The organism is Pseudonocardia sp. Ae505_Ps2 (assembly GCF_001932425.1).
Lineage (GTDB): Bacteria > Actinomycetota > Actinomycetes > Mycobacteriales > Pseudonocardiaceae > Pseudonocardia.
The window spans coordinates 5,955,542-5,973,445 of the sequence record NZ_MCIP01000001.1; the positions used below are offsets into that span (position 1 = coordinate 5,955,542).

Here is a 17,904-nt window from a genome sequence, read left to right on the forward strand (position 1 = left end):
GTCACCACGGCACGACCGCGCCGGTGTGGTCGAGGAACTGCAGCCCACCGTCGTGGGCGTGGCCCTCCAGCACGTCGGCCACCCCGCGCGCGCTCTCGGCGACGGTCAGCCGGGCCCCGGGGCCGCCGAGGTCGGTCTGCACCCACCCCGGGTGCAGGAGCAGCAGGGTGCGCGGGTCCTGCGCCGTCCGGGCGGCGTAGCTGCGCATCAGCTGGTTGAGCGCCGCCTTGCTCGCCCGGTACACCTCGTGCCCGCCCCGGGTGTTGAACCCGACGCTGCCCTGCCGCGAGGACATGACCCCGATCGTGCCGGTGGGCGGGACCAGCGGGGACAGACCCTCCACGACCCGCATCGGGCTCAGCGCGTTGGTCACCATGACCTCGGCGAACACCTCGGTCGGCACCTGTGCGGCCGGCACGTCGGCGTCGGTGATGCCGGCGTTGACGAACAGCAGGTCGATCCGGCGGTCGCCGAGGCGCTCGCGCAGCGCGGCGATCCCGGCGGTGTCGGTGATGTCCAGTCGCTCGACGGTCACCCGCCCGGTCCGGGCGGCGAGCTCGGCGAGGCCCTCGGAGGTGTCGCCGCGCACGGTCGCGACGACGTCCCACCCCCGATCGGCGAACTCCCCCGCCAGGGCGAGCCCGAGGGAGCGCGAGGCCCCCACGACGAGTGCGGTGCGGTCGGTCATGTCGCCTCCGGTGGTGTGGCCCGGCTGCTCCCGCCGAGCTCGGTCTCGATCCGCCGCAGCAGCGCGACGGTGGTGTCGATCGCGGCGGGGTCGTCGCCGACCCCGTCGAGCAGTCCGCTCCAGATCCGGCGCAGCACACGCAGGTTCTCCGCGGCCAGGTCGGTCGGGTACAGACGGACGCGGCGGGCGTCGGCCGGGTCGGGCTCGCGGCGCACGAGCCCCTTGGCCTCGAGGCCGCGCAGTGCGCGGCTGGTGTTGCTGGAGATCAGCCGCGTCGCCTGCGCGACGGCACCGGCCGTGATCCCCGGCTCCCGGTCGACGACCCGCATGACCGCGCTCTCCAGCGGGGTCCAGCTCTGCCCGGAGAACGCGGGCTCCTTCGACGCATGGATCAGCCGACCGACCGCGAGGATGCGGTCGGCCAGCTCGAACAGCCGGGTCTCCTGGTCGTCGTCCACGCGACGACCGTACCACCATCAACTGTCATCTGACAGGTATCTTCTGACAGCTGTCGAGCACGTCCGAGCGAATGTCACTGCCGGGTCAGGTCCCGACCGATGATCTCCTTCATGACCTCGTTCGCGCCGCCGTAGATGCGCTGGACGCGTGCGCCCCGGAACGCGCGGGCGATGGGGTACTCGTTCATGTAGCCGTATCCGCCGTGCAGCTGCACTCCGGAGTCGATGACCTGCCACTGCATCTCGGTCGCCCACAGCTTGGCCTTGGCCGCGTCCACGGCGGTCAGCGTCCCCGCGTTCAGCTCCCGCACACACCGGTCGACGTAGGCCCGGGTCACCTCGACACGGGTCCGCAGGTCGGCGAGGGTGAAGCCGACGCCCTGCTGCTGGGCCAGCGGACGCCCGAACGCGACACGCTGCTTCACGTGGTCCACGGTCCAACCGAACGCGGCCTCGGCGGAGCACTGGGCGGCGACGGCGATGCCGAGGCGCTCCCGCGGGAGATTGCGCATCAGCGCACGCAGCCCGCCCCCCTCCTCGCCGAGCAGGTTGTCGGCCGGGACCCGGACGCCGTCGAAGAACAGCTCGGCGGTGTCCTGCGCGGTCAGACCGACCTTGTCGAGCTTCCGTCCGCGCCGGAAGCCGGGCATCCCCCGCTCGACGACGAACAGTGAGAAGCCGGACGACCCCGCGCCCGGATCCGTCCTCGCCACGACGATCACCAGATCGGCGGTGACGCCGTTGCTGATGAAGGTCTTCGACCCGTCGAGCACCCAGCTGTCGCCGTCCCGCCGGGCCGAGGTGGTGATCCCCCGCAGGTCGCTGCCGGCGCCGGGCTCCGACATCGCGATCGCGGCGACGGTCGCCCCGGTCGCGAACCCGGGGAGCCACCGTGCACGTTGTGCGTCGTTCGCCGACTCGAGCAGGTATCCCAGCACGATGTCGTCGTTCGTCCCGAACGCCGACTGCAGTGCCGACGCGCCCACCTTCGTGATCTCCTCCGAGAGCACGTAGCGGAACCGATAGTCCGACACCCCGGCACCGCCCAGCTCCTCGGGTACGGCGAGACCCACCAGCCCCGCGGCGCCGGCCTTCTTCCAGGTGTCCCGATCGACCTCGCGGGCCTCGTCCCACCGGTCGAGATTCGGCACCACCTCGCGCTGCACGAATACTCGGGCGGTCTCGCGGTACGCCTCGTGGTCGGCGTCGAAGAGATCGGTCTCCATGAATTCACCTTAATCCATTAGACAGTCGTGACGGAACGATTCGCCGGACTGCGGGCGCCCGCCCCGCGACGCGCCGGGCGAGGCTCCGGACGTGCCACGCCGGCGGTGGCGGACAATCCGTTGGTGCCCCGACCGTCCAGCCCGCTGCTCGCCCGGGAGCGGATCGTCGTGACCGCGCTGGCGGTCATCGATGCCGAGGGCCTGCCCGCGTTCAGCCTGCCTCGCCTGGCCAGGGAACTCGGGGTACGCGCCCCGTCGCTCTACCACCACGTCGCCGACAAGGCCGAGATCCTCGGAGCCGTCGCACGGGCCGTCCTGCTGGAGGCCCCGTTCCCGCCTCGTCGCTCGAACGCGGTGTGGACGGAGTGGTTCGTCGAGGTGAGCCTGGGGGTCCGGCGGACCATCCTGCGGCACGCCCACGCGGCACCGCTCCTCCTCGAGTTCACGCCGCGGGAGGTCCTGACCCCGACCTACGAGATCGGCGCCGAGCTGCTGGAGGAGGCGGGGGTGCCCCGCAGCACGCACCTCCTCGTTCTCGACGGGCTGGACCAGCTGGTACTCGGTTCGTCGGTCATGGAGGCCATCCGTCCGCGCGAGCGACGGGAGCGACGACTCCGGGACGTCGTCGCCGACGACACCCCGCTGCTCGCCCGCGCGGTCGCCGGTGACGCCCGGACGTCCGAGCAGCTCTTCGCCGAGACGGTGCGCAGCTTCCTGCGCGGCGCGGTGGCCGACGCCCCGGGCTGACCCGACCCGCGGCGCCGGCATCGGCGTCACGTCGTACGCGCCCCGCCCGCGACGTCGAGCATGTCGCGGACGTCCACCAGCTTGCGGCGCGGCCGACCGGCCGACCGGCCGGACTCGCGCTCGTGGGCGTCGATGGCCTTCCACCCGTCGAGGCCCACGACGTTCGGACAACGGTCGGCGAGCAGGTCGGCGAGTCCGTCGTCCCCGTGGACCGGCGCCGCGAGGCGATCGGCCGCGTAGTCGGCCAGCAGCGTCTCCACGGTCGCCTCCGCACACCACCGGTTCGTCCCGATGACCCCGCTCGGTCCCCGTTTGATCCATCCCGCGGCGTAGGTCCCGGCGACCGCCGCTCCCGTGGCGGGGTCGACCACGCGGCCGTCCCGGTGCGGGAGCACTCCCCGGCCCTCGTCGAACGGCAGCCCGGGGACGGCGGTCCCCCGGTAGCCGACGGCACGCAGCACGAGGCCCGCCGGCACGTCCTCGGTCCGCCCGTTCGGGCGGGCGACCGTCCGGCCTCCGTCGTCGACGAGGTCGTTGTGGGCGAGCCGGACACCGGTCACGGCGGCCTCGCCGAGAACCGCCTCCGGCGCCGCCCGGAACCGCAGGACGATCCGGCGACCCGCGCCGGTGGCGGGCCGCTCCGCGAGCTCGCGCAGGAGGTTCGCCTTCCACCGCACGACCGGGTCGTCGACCGGGCCGGCCGGTGCGACCTCGGCGGGGTCGATCACCAGGTCGACCCCGGGCAGCTCGGCGAGCTCGAGCAGCTCCGGGGTGGTGAACGCGGCCTGCTCGGCGCCCCGTCGCCCGACCACCACGACCTCGCGTACGGCGCTGTCGGCCAGGGCGGTGAGCGCGTGCTCCGCGATGTCCGTCCCGCGCAGCCGGTCCGGATCCGTCACGAGCACACGGGCGACGTCGAGCGCCACGTTGCCGTTGCCGATCACCACGGCGCGCTCGGCCGACAGGTCGACCTCCAGCCCGGCGGCCTCGGGGTGGCCGTTGTACCAGGCGACGAACTCGCGTGCGGACAGGCTGCCCCGCAGGTCCTCACCGGGGACGTCGAGCCGGCGGTCGCCGGGGGCGCCCACCGCGTAGACGACGGCGTGGTGGTGCTCCAGCAGGTCGGCGTGACTCAGGTCCGAGCCGATCTCCACGTTCAGGTGCAGCGTGAAACCGGGACGGGTCCACGAGCGCGACAGCGAGGTGCCCACGCCACGGGTACCGGGATGGTCGGGGGCGACGCCGTAGCGGAGCAGACCGCCGGGCACCGGGAGCCGCTCGAACATCGACACCCGGACGTCGAGCTCCCGGCGGGCGAACAGGCTCTCCACCGCGTAGCAGGCGGCGGGGCCCGACCCCACGACGGCGCCGCGGAGCGGCCCCCCGCCGGCCGGCGGAGCGACGGTCGTGCGCTCGGTGCCGGCGACCGGCACGGGCCGACGTCCCTCGTACCAGGCCGCGTTCAGCAGCAGGTACGGGTCGTCGTCGCCCTCGAGGTCGTCGTCGGACACGATCGCCTCGACCGGACACACGTCCAGGCAGGCCCCGCAGTCGATGCAGGTCTCCGGGTCGATGTAGAGCATCTCGGCCCGCGCGTACCCCGGCTCGTCCGGGGTCGGATGGATGCAGTCGACCGGGCAGACCGGCACACAGGAGGCATCGTTGCAGCACGGCTGTGTGATCACGTGGGTCATCGCATGTCCTCGTGGTGTCGTGACCCGGTGGTCGGTGCGCGACCGGGGGTCGGCGCGACGGCGCTCAGCGCACCTTCTCGTGGGTGACGGCCAGGTCCGCGTACTCGGTGCGGATGGCGGGCTTCGCGATCTTGCCGCTGGGCAGCCGGGGAAGCGGCTCGTCCCGGACGACCACGTAGCGGGGCACCTTGTAGTCGGCGACCTGTTCGTTGCACGCGGCCACGATGGCCGCGGCGTCGACGTCGCCGCTGACGATCGCCGCGGGGGTCTCGCCGAACCGCTCGTCCTTGGCGGCGATGACGGCCACCTCGCGCACGCCCGGGACCGCGGAGATGACGGCCTCGAGCTCGAACGGCGACACGTTGATGCCACCGGTGATGATCAGGTCCTTGAGGCGGTCGACGAAGGTCAGCCGCCCCTCGGCGTCGCGGGTGCCGAGGTCACCGCTGTGCAGCCACCCGTCCCGCAGCGCCCTGGCCGTGTTCTCGTCGTCGTTCCAGTAGCCCGGGGTGACCCCCGGCCCGCGCATCACGATCTCGCCGGGCTCACCCGGCGCGCAGACCGAGCCGTCCTGCCCGATGACGGTGACGTCGGTGAAGATGCTCCCCCGCCCGCAGGAGCCGGCGTGCTCCTCGGCCTCCTCCGCCCAGGTCGCGGTGGCGATCCCGCCGACCTCGGTCATGCCGTAGATCTGGCGCAGGATCACCCCTTTCTCCCGGTAGGTGCGCAGCAGCGGCAGCGGCACCGCGGCGCCACCGACGACGGCCGTCTCCAGGCTCGCCAGGTCCGCCCCGGCGAACTCGGGGGCCGAGGTGAGCGCCTGGTAGATGAGCGGAACACCGAACATGACGGTGATCCGGTGCTCCTCGATCAGCCGGACCGCCCGCGACGGGTTCAGCTCCTTCTCGACGACGAGCGTGCCCCCGAGCACCCCGGTCATCACCAGCCCGTAGACCAGGCCGGGAGTGAAGGCGAGCGGGAGCAGCAGCAGGGTCCGCGCCCCCGGACGCATGCCCGGCTCGGTCAGCGAGTTCTCGAAGACGATGTCGAGCAGGGTGCGGTTGGTGCAGATCACGCCCTTGGACAGGCCGGTCGACCCGCTGGTGTAGAGCAGCGCCGCGGGGTCCTCGGGCGCGATGTCGACCCGGAAGTCCTCCCGGCCGCCCTCCCGCAGCGCGGCGAGCTCGTCCAGCCCGATGACGTCCAGCTGGTGGCCGCGCTCGACGACGCCCTCCAGCCCCGCCAGCAGCGCCGGCGCCGTGACGACGACCCCGCACCCGGCGTCGGCGAGGAGCTTGTGGAGCTCGGCGGCGACCAGGCGCGGGTTCAGCGGCACCAGCACCGCACCGGACTTGACCACTCCCCAGGCGGCGGCGACCCACTCGGGGCTGTTGGCCGACAGCAGCCCGACCCGGTCCCCCGGGCTGACTCCCGAGTCCACCAGGCGCCGCGCGACACGGCCGGACCAGTCCTGCAGCTCGCGGTAGGTGAGCACGTCGTCCTCGACGACGAGAGCCTTCTCCTCACCCTTGCGAAGCGCCCACCAGTGGAGCGCGGAGGCAATGGATGTCGACATGTGGTGATCTCCTTCGTGCGCCACGATGCGCATCCCGAGACGGTCCCGGATCGTACAGATCAAGAGATGGAGAAAGAAGGACAACCCTCTTCCCTACAGATTTTAGACTACTGTGGGCGACTGCCCTGTCAACGGCCCGACGGAGGCTTTCAGGCCGAAATCGGGAGTAGTCCCGACAGCCGTCCGAGAACGGCCTCGGCTTCGGCCACGATGCGCGGGATCAGCTCGCCCACCGCGGGGATGTCGTGGATGAGGCCCTGGCACTGCCCGACCGTCCAGATCCCGGCGTCCGGGTCGCCCTCCTCGAACACGCGGCGCCCACGGGTGCCCGCGACCAGGTCCCGGACGTCGTCGAAGGACCCGCCGTCGTCGAGGATCCGGACCACCTCGGTGCTGACGGCGTTCCGGGCGACACGGGCAGTGTTGCGCAGTGTCCGGAAGACCAGCTCGGTGCCGCGCTCGTCGCCGTCCACGATGGCCTGCTTGATGCGGTCGTGGATCGGGGCCTCACGGGTGCAGAGGAACCGCGTCCCCATGTTCACCCCGCCAGCACCCAGTGCGAGGGCCGCGGCCAGCCCACGGCCGTCGGCGAACCCGCCGGAGGCGACCACGGGGATGCGCAGACGCGCGGTGGCGGCGGGGATCAGCACCAGACCCGGCACGTCGTCCTCACCGGGGTGGCCGGCGCACTCGAAGCCGTCGATGCTGACGCCGTCGACGCCGATCCGCTCGGCCTTGACCGCATGCCGGACGCTGGTGCACTTGTGCAGGACCTTCACGCCGTGCTCGTGGAACAGGGGCAGGTGCGGCTCGGGGTTGGAGCCCGCGGTCTCCACCACGGGGACACCGGACTCGACGATGACCCGGCGGTACTCGTCGTAGGGCGGCGGGTCGATCGACGGCAGGATCGTCAGGTTGACGCCGAAGGGCCGGTCGGTCAGCTCGCGGGTCCGTGCGATCTCCGCGGCGAGCGCCTCGGGGGTCGGCTGGGTCAGCGCGGTGAGGAAGCCCAGGCCGCCCGCCTCGGCGACGGCGGCGACCAGCTCGGCCCGGCCGACCCACTGCATGCCGCCCTGGACGACCGGGTGCTCGACCCCGAAGGTCTCGGTGAAGCTCGTGCGCAGGGACATCGGGTCCTCTCAGAGGGTCTCGGTGAAGCGGGCGGCCCGCTTGTCACGGAAGGCCTCGAACGCCTCGGCGGCGTCCGCGCCGCGCAACGCGATCGACTGGGCGACCCCCTCGGCGGCGAGGGCCTCGTCGACGCCGGAGCGGCCGCCCTCGTTCAGCAGCCGCTTCGTCAGCGCCATGGCGACGGCGGGTCCGGCCGCCAGGCGGGTGGTGATCCCGTCGACCGTGGCGTCGAGCTCGGCGACCGGTACGACCCGGTTGACCAGGCCCATCGCCGCCGCGTCGGCGGCGGGCACGACGTCGCCGAGCAGGCACAGCTCCTTCGCCCGGTGCAGGCCGACCAGCCGCGGCAGGATCCAGGAGCCGCCGAAGTCGACGGTCAGGCCCCGCCGGACGAAGATCTCGGAGAACCGGGCCCGGTCGGACGCGACGACGAGGTCGCAGGCCAGCGCGAGGTTCAGACCGGCCCCGACCGCGACACCGTCGACCCGGGCCACGGTCGGCACACTCATCCGGTGGACGGCGGCGGCCGCGCGGTTGATCCGGTTCATGTGCCCCAGGGGGTGCGCGTCGTCCGAGACCGCGGACAGGTCGGCGCCGGAGCAGAAGTCCTCGCCCGCACCGGTGAGCACGACGACCCGCACCCCGGGGTCGTCGTCGAGCTCGGGGAGCGTCCGGGCGAGGTCGGCGAACATGTCCGCCGACAGGGCGTTGCGCCGACCCGGGTTGGAGAGCTCGACGGTGGCCACGGTGCCGCTCCGCCGGACGTGCAGACCCACGTGGGAGCCCTTCGGTCGGGATACCGGGGCCGTCGTGGGAGGACGGCCCCGGTACCGGGTCAGGAGTAGTCGATCACGCCGCGGAGGTTGCTCCCCGCGTGCATGTCCTCGTAGCCCTGGTTGATGTCCTCGAGCTTGTACCTGCGGGTCACGAGCTCGTCGAGCTTCAGCTGGCCCTGCTGGTACATGTTCAGGAAGTAGGGGATGTCGCGGCTGGGCGAGGACATCCCGAACAGGGCGCCCTGGATCCGCTTCTGGTACATCGCGAACTCGAAGAGGTTCACCGGGATGACGTTCTCGTCGATGTTCGCGACCGCGGTCAGGACGATGGTGCCGTCCTTGCGGGTGGCGGCGAAGGCCTGGCCGACGTGCTCACCGGTCGCTACACCGACGGTGACGATGACGCAGTCCGCGCCCTGCCCGTTGGTCAGCGACTGGGCGAGGTCGGTCGCCTCGGTCATGTTCGAGGCCACGTCGGTGGCGCCCAGCTTCAGCGCGCTCTCGCGCTTGAACGGGGCCGGGTCGACGGCGATGACGCGCACCGCGCCCGCGTGCTTGGCACCCTGGACCGCGTTGATGCCGATCCCACCGACGCCCATGACGATCACGACCTGACCCGGCCGGACCTGCCCGGCGTTGACGGCCGAGCCCCAGCCCGTCGGGACGCCGCAGCCGACCAGCGCGGCCGACTCGAGCGGGATGCTCTTGTCGATCTTCACGGCGCCCCACTCCGGCATGATGCTGTACTCGGAGAAGGTGGAGACGAGCGAGCACTGGGCGACGTCCTGACCGCCGTGGTGCAGCCGGAACGTGCCGTCCAGCTGCGTGCCCAGCATCATGAACGCGCCGTTGTCGCAGAGGTTCTGCTTGCCCTCGCCGCACCAGCGGCAGCGGCCGCAGCCGGGGATGAAGCTGGCGACGACGTGGTCACCGGGCTCCAGGTCGCGCACCTTCGACCCGACGGCCTGGACCACTCCGGCGCCCTCGTGACCCCCGCAGTAGGGGTAGTGCGCCGACGGGACGTCGCCCTTGGCGACGTGGTCGTCGGAGTGACACAGACCGGCGGCCGTGTACTTGACCAGGACCTCGTACTCCTTGGGCTCGTCGACGTCGACCTCGACGATCTCCCACTTGCCCGGTGCCTCGAACAGGACCGCTGCTCTCGACTTCATCGTCTGCTGCTCCTCGCGGTGTGGGGTCGGGTCACTCGAAGTCGACGCGCTTCATCGCGACGATCACGTGCTGGAAGGCGGACATGTTCTTGAGCAGCTGCGACATCTTGCCGCGCACCCGGAGCTGGCCGCGGGTCATCGCGACCGTCGGGTTGATCTTGTCCTCGAACAGGCCGCGCCAGACGTCGCTCGAGCCGCTGATCACGAACTGCGCGTTCTCGAGGTCCTCCGCGGTCGCGTCACGGACCTCGGTGACCTTGCCGTCGTCGAAGACGCAGTAGAACTGGCCCTCGATCGGGGCCTCGTACTTGTAGACCATGGTCATCGAGATCCCGGCACCCTTCTGGTGCCACACGGGGTCGTTGTTCAGCTCATCGGCCATGGCCTGGTAGAAGTCGACGGTTCCGAGCTTGACGGTCATCTGTGCTCCTCCGGGGAACGGTGGTGGGTGGGAGAGGTCGGATCAGGCGGACCGGCCGAGGATGAGCGGGAGCCGCTCGACGCCCTTGACCTGGCTGAGGTGGCGGACCGGCGGGTCCTCCGGGTCGAGCTTGTAGTCCGGGAACCGGCGGTGGAGCTCGGTGAACGCGATCCGCAGCTCGTTGCGGGCCAGGTGCGACCCGAGGCAGCGGTGGTGCCCGGCGCCGAAGCCGAGGTGCGGGTTGGGCGAGCGGGAGAGGTCGACGGTGTCCGGGGAGTCGAACTTCTCCGGGTCGCGGTTGGCGGCGCCGTAGGGGATCAGCACCTTGTCCCCCGCGGAGAACTGCACGCCACCCACGACGACGTCGGACGTGATCACGCGGGCCGCGGCGACCGCGGACTCCCAGCGCACCATCTCCTCGACCGCGGTCGGAACGAGCGAGGGGTCCTCGACCAGCTGCCGGCGGACCTCCGGCTGCTCGGCGAAGAGGATCACGCTGTGGGCGAGCTGACCGAGCACCGTGTGCAGTCCCGCGATCATCAGCAGGAACAGCATGTTCAGCATCTCGAACTGGGTCAGGTCCCGGTCCTGGAACTTGCCGTTGACGAGCACGCCGGTGACGTCGTCGACGGCAGGGTTCTCCATCCGCTCGTCGAGCATCTCGGCGAAGTAGGCGTAGACCTCCATCGCCGCGGCCATCCGGAACTCGGTGGCCTCCTCCTCGGAGGCACCCGGCTTGCCGAGGACGATGTCGTCGGTCCACTTCTGGAACCGGGGGGCGTCCTCGTGCGGCCAGCCCATCATCGCCAGGAACACCCTGGTGGGCAGCGGCTGGGCGAACGCCTCGACGAAGTCGACCTTCTCCTTGCCCTCCATCGCGTCGAGCAGCTCGGTGACGATCGCGGTGATCTCCGGCTCGAGCGCGCTCATCCGCTTCGGGGAGAAGAGCTTCTGCAGGATGGCGCGGTAGGCGCCGTGGTCCGGTGGGTCGACCTCCAGCGGGATCATCGGACCGTCCTGGCCGATGGTCCCGGGGATGTTGACGCTCTCGCTGGAGAAGACCTCGGGGTTGCGGCAGACGTCGTGGATGTCGTCGTAGCGGGTCAGGATCCAGTGGCCGCCGTACTTGTCCGAATGGGCGACCGGGCACGTGTTGCGGAGCTCGGCGTAGCGCTCGTAGACGGTCTCGACCTGCTTCGGGTCGTGGATGTCGAAGTCGACCTGGATGTCGGCGGTCTCGGCCGTGCTGGGGGTGCTGGTGGTCATGTGGTGGCTCCTCGGCGGTGTCGGGAGTGCTCAGCTCGTGGGGTGATCGAGCAGGACCGCCCGCTCGGGACAGTTGCGTGCCGCCGTACGCGCCTCGTCGGCGGCGGCACCGGAGACGTTCGCGGCCAGCAGGACCGGGAAGCCCTCGTCGTCGGCGTCGAACACCTCGGGAGCGAGGGAGTAGCAGCGGCCGTGACCGGCGCAGGTGTTCCGGTCGACGTCCACGGTCAGTTCGGTTGACACGGTCGTCCTCTCAGTCCCAGTCGAGACCGACGGCGCCGTAGGAACGGCCGTCGATGTCGGTGTCGAGAGCCGTGTAGAGGCTCTTCACCTTGGTGTAGGCGTGCAGGCCGTCGACGCCGAGCTCGGAGCCGACCCCGCTGCGCTTGCGGCCGGACAACGGCGTGCGCGCGACGTCCGCCGCGGCCACGTCGTTGATCCACGTCAGACCGCTCTCGAGCCGCGCGGCGACGGCGCGCGCGGCCTGGAGGTCGGTGCCCCATACCGAGGCGGCGAGCCCGTACTCGCTGTCGTTGGCGATCCGGACGGCGTCGTCGACACCGGAGTAGCGCACGACCGCCAGGACCGGTCCGAAGATCTCCTCACGGGCGGCGACGTTGTCGGTGTCCACCGCGAGCACCGTCGGGGCGACGTAGTGCCCACCCTCCGGCACACCGGTGGGTCGCTCGCCCCCCGCGACGACGCGTCCGCCCTGCTCGACGGAGCCCGCGACGAACTTCTCGATCTTGTCCCGCTGGGCCGCGGAGATGACCGGGCCGACGTCGGAGGTCAGCTCGGTCGCGGCTCCCACGGTCAGCTGGCCGGCGCGGGTGGCCAGCAGGTCCAGGAACTCGTCGTACCGCGAGTCCGGCACCAGCATGCGGCTCGTGGCCACGCACGCCTGCCCGCTGTGCATCATGCTGCTGAACAGCGTGCCGCGGACCGCGAGCTCGGCAGGCGCGTCCGGCAGCACGACGGCGGGGGACTTCCCGCCCAGCTCCAGCAGGACCTCCTTCGCGGTGGCCGCGGCCGAGGCCATGATCCGCGTGCCGACGGCGGTGCTGCCGGTGAAGCTGACGAGATCCACTCCGGGGTGCGCGACCAGGGCCTCGCCGGCCGTGCGGTCGCCGTGCACCAGGTTCAGCACGCCCGGCGGGAGGCCGACCTCGTCCGCGGCCCTGGCCAGCGCCTCCAGGCCGAACGGGGTGAGCGGCGAGGACTTCAGGACCACCGTGTTGCCGGTCAGCAGCGCGGGGGCCGCCTTCCAGACGGCGATGAACAGCGGGAAGTTGTACGGGGTGAACCCGGCGACGACGCCGACCGGCTCGCGGTGCAGCTCCCACTGCCCGAAGCCGGGGGTCGTCTGCATCGGGAAGGCCGTCGGTGCCAGCGACGCCGACATCTCGGCGAAGTCGCGCAGGTGCCCGAGCGGACCGCCGACCTACAGCATCCCGCACAGGCGCGCGGTGCAGCCGGTGTCGCGCACCAGCTCGTCGGACAGCTCGTCGAAGCGGGAGTCCAGCGCGGAGGCGAGGTCCCGGAGGACCTGGGCGCGGTCCTGGGGGCGCATCCGGGCCCACGGGCCCTCGAAGGCGGCCCGCGCGGCACCGACCGCCTGGTCCACCACGTCCGCGCCGCTGTCGGGGACCGATCCGATGATCTCACCGGTGGACGGATCGTCCACCTCGATAAATGGACCGCTCGCCGCAGCCCAGCGACCGTTGACGTAGTTCTCGAACTGCTTCATTCCATCTCCGCTGGTCAGACGGTCAAGAGGTCCGGCCCACATTGCCAGGATCCGTCGGAACGAGTCGTAGCCTAAAGACTCTAGGCAAAGCCGTCAAGACGCTTTACCGAAAACCTTTCGACGAACGGCGGACAGGGTGAACACCATTCCCGGCGACGGCGGGACCCGCCGGCACGCCTGCGTGCCGGTCCACACAGGAGAACGATCGGACGGACCGGGCGTCACGCAGCGGAGTCATGGCGGTGCACAGGGTGCGACGCGCGGTTCCGTGTCGGATCGGGTCGGCCCGGACCACAGCTACACTCCGGCCATGACAGCAGGTCCGTCGGAGTCGTTGAGACGGGCGGGGGGCGGAGTCCGGGAACGGCTGCTCCGCGCGGCGGAGGAGTGCTTCGGCCGCTTCGGGGTCGCGAAGACGACCATGGAGGACGTCGCGAAGGCCGCGTCGGTCTCCCGCGCGACCCTCTACCGCCATTTCGCCGACCGCGAAGCGCTCGTCGTCGCCGCCGTGGAGCGACGCGCCCTGATCAACGTGCCGCGGATGCAGGCCCACATCCAGCGGTGGCCGACGTTCGCCGACCGGCTGGTCGAGGGACTGATCTACAACATCGACAAGGGCAGCCGGGACCCGGTCGTCCAGCTCCTGATCGTCTCCGAACAGCACGGCCTGGTCGGGCGCACCCTCGGCGGGCACACCCTGGCCGAGGGCATCACCCTGCTGATGTGGGAGCCGATCTTCCTCGACGCCATCACCCGCGGTGAGATGCGCTCGGACCTCGACCTGCGCGCGGCCGCCCGCTGGATCGCCGGGGTCAACCTGCTGCTGCTCGAACGGGACCGGTCGGTCGTCACCGAGGACGCGCTGCGCGAGGAGCTCCGGACCTTCGTGCTGCCGGCGTTCCTCCCCTGAGCCCGCGCCCTCACCGCTTCCCGAGCATCTCCTCCGAACCGAACAGGGTCGCGCTGACCAGGGGCGCCATCGGTCCCCCCAGCAGCAGCGACGACCGCGCCCCGGGGACCTGGTTGGCCGAGGTGCCCCGGATCTGCCGCACCGCCTCGAGCACCAGGCCGATCCCGTGCACGAACCCCTCCGCGATGTTGCCGCCCGCGGTGTTGATCGGCAGCCGCCCGTCCGGCGCGGACAGGTTCTCGACCGTCATGAACTCCCCCGCGGCCGGGCCGGGCGGGCAGAGACCGAGGTCGATGAGCGCGGCGACGGCGGGGCCGCTGAAGTTCTCGTAGACCTGGACGACGTCGACCTCGCCCGGCTTCACCCCGGCGTCGGACCAGAGCCGGTCCACCATCGCCGGGTGGAAGCCGGCGATGGTGTAGGGCTCGTCGTTCTCGGCGGACTCGCACCAGCCGCGCGCGGCCCCCTGGACCCCGCTGAGGACGTACGCGGGCGTGGTCGCGAGACCGCGGGCCCGTTCGGCGGTGGTCAGCACGACCGCACCGGCCGCGTCGTTCTCCCGCGAGCAGTCGAAGAGCCGCAGCGGCTCGGAGATCCAGCGCGCGTCGGCGTAGGTCTCGTGGTCGAGCGCCCGGTCGCGGCCGGCCGCGACCGGGTTCGTCGACGCGTGCCGGTAGTCGGCCGCGACGAGGGCCTCCAGTGCCGACGGGGGCACCCCGTCCACCTCGATCATCCGCTGCGTCCGCAGCGCGCAGATCTGGACCGGGGTGAGGACGCCGTGGTCGTGCAGCAGCGGCGGGAAGTGGCCCTTGCCGTAGCTGCCGCGGCCGTCGTCGGCCTCGGTGATCCCCCGGTAGACGACGACCGTCTCGGCCTGGCCCGCCGCGATGGCCGCCGCGGCGGCGTTGACGGCGGCCGCGACCCCGCCGCCGCCACCGCCCCACACCATCGTCGACCAGCGGACCTCGCGGACCCCGAGGTCCGCGGCGAGGGCGACGCCCTCGTTCTGGTCGTTGGCGTAGGAGACGAACCCGTCGAGCTCCCGGGCGTCGATCCCGGCGTCGGCGCAGGCGGCCAGGACGGCCTCCAGCGTCAGGCGCAGCGCCGACGCCGGGCCCTCGCCCCGCTTGTGGAACGGGGTGTGCCCGATCCCGACGACCGCCGCCGCCCCGCGCATCCCGCTCATCGGGTCCCCTCCACGATCCGCCAGCGCAGCAGGGCCGCGCCGTCGCCGGTCCGGTCGAACTCGCCCCGCACCCGGTCGCCGACGGCCGGGGTCGTCGCGTCCCCGTCGCGCAGCACGCCGAGCACCCGCCGGCGACCGGCGCCGTCGAGCTCCACCAGGACGACGACGTAAGGGACGTGCCCGCTCACCTCCCGGGCGAACGGCTGCCAGGTCCGCGTCCACGAGTAGACCGACCCCGACGGCTCGACGACCGGCCAGTCCAGGTCGGTCCCGTGGCAGGCCGGGCACAGCGCCCGGGGCGCCCATATCCACTCGCCGCACCGGCCGCAACGCTGGATGCGCAGCTCACCGGCGGCCAGCCCGGCCCGGTGCGGGGCGTGGAGGTCGTCGTCGTAGGCCGGCAGGGGCTCGAGGACCGGCGGGGTGTCGGGCACGTTGCGCACCTCCGACACCCGCCAGCCCTGTGGCAGCCGCACCCAGCGGGACCGCAGCACGGTCGTGTCGCCGTCGGCGTGCCGGTAGCGGATGTGGGCCGCCATGAGCCCGTCGGCCTGACGTTCGATGCTCAGCACCTCGCTGCCGACCATCGTCCGGGGCAGCCGCGCCGAGGCGACGAGCTGGCCGACCCGGTCGGGCCGGAAGTCGGCCAGGGTGGCCTCCAGGTCGCCGGCGGCGACCACCTGGCCGTGCCGTGCGACGACCGCGGGCAGGTCGTCCGGGACCCCGTCGCCGAGAACGGGCGCCGTGCGCCCCGTGGCCGGGTCCGTCGTCGTGTCACTCATCGCAGCAGGTACTCCGCGTCGGTCCGCTCGTGCACGAAGCCGAGCGCTCGGGTCAGGTGGACGAGCCGGTCGTCGTCGCCGTCGACGACGAGCGCGGCGACCGGCAGGCCGGCACCGGCGATCTCCTCCATGGCCGCGACCAGGAGCGCGGCGCGGGTGGCGTCGGCGCGCCCGTCGGGCCACACCGCCGGGCCGTGGATCCGGCCGGCGGTGCCGTACTCGGTCGCCTCGTCCGCCGCGACGTCGACCCACACGGCGCCGTCCACACCGGACCGGCCGGCCACACGGACCAGTGCCCCGTCGGCGGGCGGGTCACCGGCGAGGGTCCCGAGCATCCCGCGGACCGCCGCGGGCTCGTCGGGCCCGGTCACGTCCCGCACGTCGACCTCCGCGGCCGCGGGCACCTCGGCGAGCAGGTCGTCGCGGCGCAGCCCGCGCACCGGGGCCAGCAGGTTCCACTGGTGCCGGGTGCGGGAGATGTCGTGGGACCCGAACCGCCGGGTGAGCCGACGGGCGGCCGGGTGGTCCCCGCGCGCCCAGATCCGTACCTCCCGGGCACCGGTCCCGGCCCAGCCGTCCGGGGCGTGCACGTCCAGCCCGATCTTCTCGAACAGCAGGGTGGTGACACCGCGGGACCGCAGATCCGGCCGCACGACGTACCGCGCGACCGCGGTGCCGTCGGACGCGACCCGGAGCTGCAGGTAGGCCGCGAGGACCGGCACCCCGCGGTCCTCCACGACCTCCCGCTCGTCGGGCAGCAGGTGGACGACGAGATGGTGCACGTCCGGGCCGTCGTCCGGCCGCACCCTGGGGAAGCCCGCCTCGGCGTCGTGCCCGGCCGCGTCGTCCAGCAGCGCCCGGAGCCCGGTGCGCAGGTCCTCGGGCACCGAGCGGTACCACTCGTGGAGGATCACGACGTCAGCTTCCGGAGCTCCCGCCGGAACACCTGGTTGGCGACCTCGTTGCGGCCGAGCAGCATCGAGCCGCCGTCCGCGCTGGCCATCCCCTCCTGGGAGCTGCGCAGCAGCGGGAAGTCCTCCTCGTGCAGGACGGCGATGAGGATGTTCCAGTTCTTGTCCCACAACCGCTCCCACTTGTCGCGGTTCATCCCGGACTCCTCGACCGGCGGGACCATCAGGCGCATCTCCATCCGGCACCGGCCCGGGTCGGTGGGGTGCGGACGGAAGGTCAGCAGCTGGAAGTGGTCGGGCTGGCGCAGCAGGGTGCTGTTCGGGAGCAGGAAGTGGGTCTCGGTGATGTGCTTGTCCAGGCTCGTGTCCCCCGGGTCCTCGTCGAGGTACTTGTCGATCGTCTTGCGCGGCGCGATGAATCGGCAGTGACGGCCGAAGTCCTCGATGGTCAGGACGTTGGTGTGGATGTGCTTGGCCGCGGTGTTGGGGTGCGCGTACTGGATGTGGTAGCCGTCGAGGAAGGCGTCCTGCATGACCTTCCAGTTGACCGGCTCGTCGAAGCCCTCGGACCGGACGGCGACGAGTTTCTCGATGCCGTAGCCGGACATGATCCCGTCCATGTCCTCGCCCAGCCAGGAGGCGACGTCGATCTCGGCGCCCGCCCGGTCGACGATCCAGACGAACCCGTGCCGCTCCTCGCAGGGGAGCTCGACGAGACCGAACTGCGACCGGTCGATGTCGCCGAAGGTGTTGTCGCGGGTGACGGCGCGGAGGCTGCCGTCGGTGTCGTAGGACCAGCGGTGGTAGCCGCAGGAGAACAGGCGGCAGCGGCCGGACTCCTGCTCCTCCAGCAACGCGCCCCGGTGGCGGCAGAGGTTGACGAAGGCCTTGACGCCGCCGTCCTTCTGACGCACGACGATGACCTTGTTGCGGGGCATCTGCCGGGTGATGAAGTCGTTCGGCCGCGGGAGCTCGGAACAGTGGGCGATGATCGACGGCACCTCGCCGAACACGCGGTCCCGCTCGGTCCGGGCGACCTCCGGGTCGGTGAACTCGTGCGGCTCGAACGAGGCGACCTCGTCGAACCGGTCCGTGCTGTCGTCACGGAGGTGCTGGAGCGTCCGCCGGATGCGGTCCTCGCGGGGCGCGATGGAGCGGGTCATCGTTGTTCCCTTCGTGGCATGCGTGCCGTGCTCGTCCGCCGGATGTCGCG

The 17,904-nt window shown here is 72.0% G+C and carries 17 protein-coding genes and 1 pseudogene; 2 read left to right on the forward strand and 16 right to left on the reverse strand.

The features are described 5' to 3' along the window. Position 1 precedes the first annotated feature (1 nt). From Ae505Ps2_RS27800 to Ae505Ps2_RS27810, 3 genes are all read right to left on the reverse strand, one after another. The gene (locus Ae505Ps2_RS27800; RefSeq protein ID WP_020627464.1) at positions 2-688 is read right to left on the reverse strand and encodes an SDR family oxidoreductase; all 687 of its coding nucleotides are present in this window, start codon (positions 686-688) and stop codon (positions 2-4) included. Then, on the reverse strand, positions 685-1,146 hold the full coding sequence (locus Ae505Ps2_RS27805; RefSeq protein WP_075310911.1) for a MarR family transcriptional regulator: 462 nt from the start codon (positions 1,144-1,146) through the stop codon (positions 685-687). The genes Ae505Ps2_RS27800 and Ae505Ps2_RS27805 overlap by 4 nt, the downstream gene beginning before the upstream one ends. A gap of 74 nt (positions 1,147-1,220) precedes the next feature. After that, on the reverse strand, positions 1,221-2,372 hold the full coding sequence (locus tag Ae505Ps2_RS27810) for an acyl-CoA dehydrogenase family protein (RefSeq protein ID WP_075554136.1): 1,152 nt from the start codon (positions 2,370-2,372) through the stop codon (positions 1,221-1,223). A 123-nt stretch (positions 2,373-2,495) separates the two neighbouring features. On the opposite strand from Ae505Ps2_RS27810, the gene Ae505Ps2_RS27815 reads away from it, so the two are divergent. Continuing rightward, on the forward strand, positions 2,496-3,119 hold the full coding sequence (locus Ae505Ps2_RS27815) for a TetR family transcriptional regulator (protein ID WP_075554137.1): 624 nt from the start codon (positions 2,496-2,498) through the stop codon (positions 3,117-3,119). Positions 3,120-3,145: 26 nt separating this feature from the next. On the opposite strand, the gene Ae505Ps2_RS27820 is transcribed toward Ae505Ps2_RS27815, so the two are convergent. The 9 genes and pseudogenes from Ae505Ps2_RS27820 to Ae505Ps2_RS27860 all read right to left on the reverse strand — a co-directional run bounded on the left by Ae505Ps2_RS27820 (position 3,146) and on the right by Ae505Ps2_RS27860 (position 12,944). Next, positions 3,146-4,813: a 4Fe-4S binding protein gene (locus Ae505Ps2_RS27820; RefSeq protein ID WP_075554138.1), complete on the reverse strand. Its 1,668-nt coding sequence runs from the start codon at positions 4,811-4,813 to the stop codon at positions 3,146-3,148. A gap of 64 nt (positions 4,814-4,877) precedes the next feature. Then, positions 4,878-6,389, reverse strand: coding sequence for an AMP-binding protein (locus Ae505Ps2_RS27825; protein WP_020627469.1), 1,512 nt, complete (start codon positions 6,387-6,389; stop codon positions 4,878-4,880). Between the two features lie 149 nt (positions 6,390-6,538). After that, positions 6,539-7,519 carry a nitronate monooxygenase family protein gene (locus Ae505Ps2_RS27830; RefSeq protein WP_020627470.1) on the reverse strand — a complete coding sequence of 327 codons (981 nt, stop codon included), beginning with the start codon at positions 7,517-7,519 and terminating at the stop codon, positions 6,539-6,541. A gap of 9 nt (positions 7,520-7,528) precedes the next feature. Next, positions 7,529-8,266 carry an enoyl-CoA hydratase-related protein gene (locus Ae505Ps2_RS27835; RefSeq protein WP_083696150.1) on the reverse strand — a complete coding sequence of 246 codons (738 nt, stop codon included), beginning with the start codon at positions 8,264-8,266 and terminating at the stop codon, positions 7,529-7,531. An 89-nt stretch (positions 8,267-8,355) separates the two neighbouring features. Further along, positions 8,356-9,468 (reverse strand): NDMA-dependent alcohol dehydrogenase, encoded by a 1,113-nt coding sequence (locus tag Ae505Ps2_RS27840; RefSeq protein ID WP_020627472.1) that lies wholly within the window; start codon positions 9,466-9,468, stop codon positions 8,356-8,358. Between the two features lie 31 nt (positions 9,469-9,499). Continuing rightward, positions 9,500-9,889, reverse strand: coding sequence for an SCP2 sterol-binding domain-containing protein (locus Ae505Ps2_RS27845; RefSeq protein ID WP_020627473.1), 390 nt, complete (start codon positions 9,887-9,889; stop codon positions 9,500-9,502). Positions 9,890-9,931: 42 nt separating this feature from the next. After that, on the reverse strand, positions 9,932-11,155 hold the full coding sequence (locus Ae505Ps2_RS27850) for a cytochrome P450 (RefSeq protein WP_075310902.1): 1,224 nt from the start codon (positions 11,153-11,155) through the stop codon (positions 9,932-9,934). A 30-nt stretch (positions 11,156-11,185) separates the two neighbouring features. Next, positions 11,186-11,398 carry a ferredoxin gene (locus Ae505Ps2_RS27855; protein WP_063718807.1) on the reverse strand — a complete coding sequence of 71 codons (213 nt, stop codon included), beginning with the start codon at positions 11,396-11,398 and terminating at the stop codon, positions 11,186-11,188. A gap of 10 nt (positions 11,399-11,408) precedes the next feature. Then, positions 11,409-12,944: pseudogene (locus tag Ae505Ps2_RS27860) on the reverse strand (aldehyde dehydrogenase family protein). 268 nt (positions 12,945-13,212) lie between these two features. Between Ae505Ps2_RS27860 and Ae505Ps2_RS33815 the strand changes: the two are divergent. Beyond that, positions 13,213-13,812, forward strand: a complete 600-nt coding sequence (locus tag Ae505Ps2_RS33815) for a TetR/AcrR family transcriptional regulator (protein WP_075310900.1) — start codon at positions 13,213-13,215, stop codon at positions 13,810-13,812. A gap of 10 nt (positions 13,813-13,822) precedes the next feature. Here Ae505Ps2_RS33815 and Ae505Ps2_RS27870 read toward each other — a convergent pair whose 3' ends face one another. From Ae505Ps2_RS27870 to Ae505Ps2_RS27885, 4 genes are read right to left on the reverse strand one after another with little or no spacing between them, the layout of a single operon-like run. Continuing rightward, positions 13,823-14,998 (reverse strand): transporter, encoded by a 1,176-nt coding sequence (locus Ae505Ps2_RS27870; RefSeq protein ID WP_075554139.1) that lies wholly within the window; start codon positions 14,996-14,998, stop codon positions 13,823-13,825. After that, entirely contained in the window at positions 14,995-15,780 is a 786-nt protein-coding gene (locus Ae505Ps2_RS27875; protein ID WP_020627479.1) for a zinc ribbon domain-containing protein, read from the reverse strand. The genes Ae505Ps2_RS27870 and Ae505Ps2_RS27875 overlap by 4 nt, the downstream gene beginning before the upstream one ends. Further along, positions 15,777-16,694, reverse strand: a complete 918-nt coding sequence (locus tag Ae505Ps2_RS27880) for a hypothetical protein (protein WP_075310898.1) — start codon at positions 16,692-16,694, stop codon at positions 15,777-15,779. The genes Ae505Ps2_RS27875 and Ae505Ps2_RS27880 overlap by 4 nt, the downstream gene beginning before the upstream one ends. After that, the gene (locus Ae505Ps2_RS27885) at positions 16,691-17,854 is read right to left on the reverse strand and encodes an SRPBCC family protein (protein ID WP_075554140.1); all 1,164 of its coding nucleotides are present in this window, start codon (positions 17,852-17,854) and stop codon (positions 16,691-16,693) included. The genes Ae505Ps2_RS27880 and Ae505Ps2_RS27885 overlap by 4 nt, the downstream gene beginning before the upstream one ends. Positions 17,855-17,904: the final 50 nt, after the last annotated feature.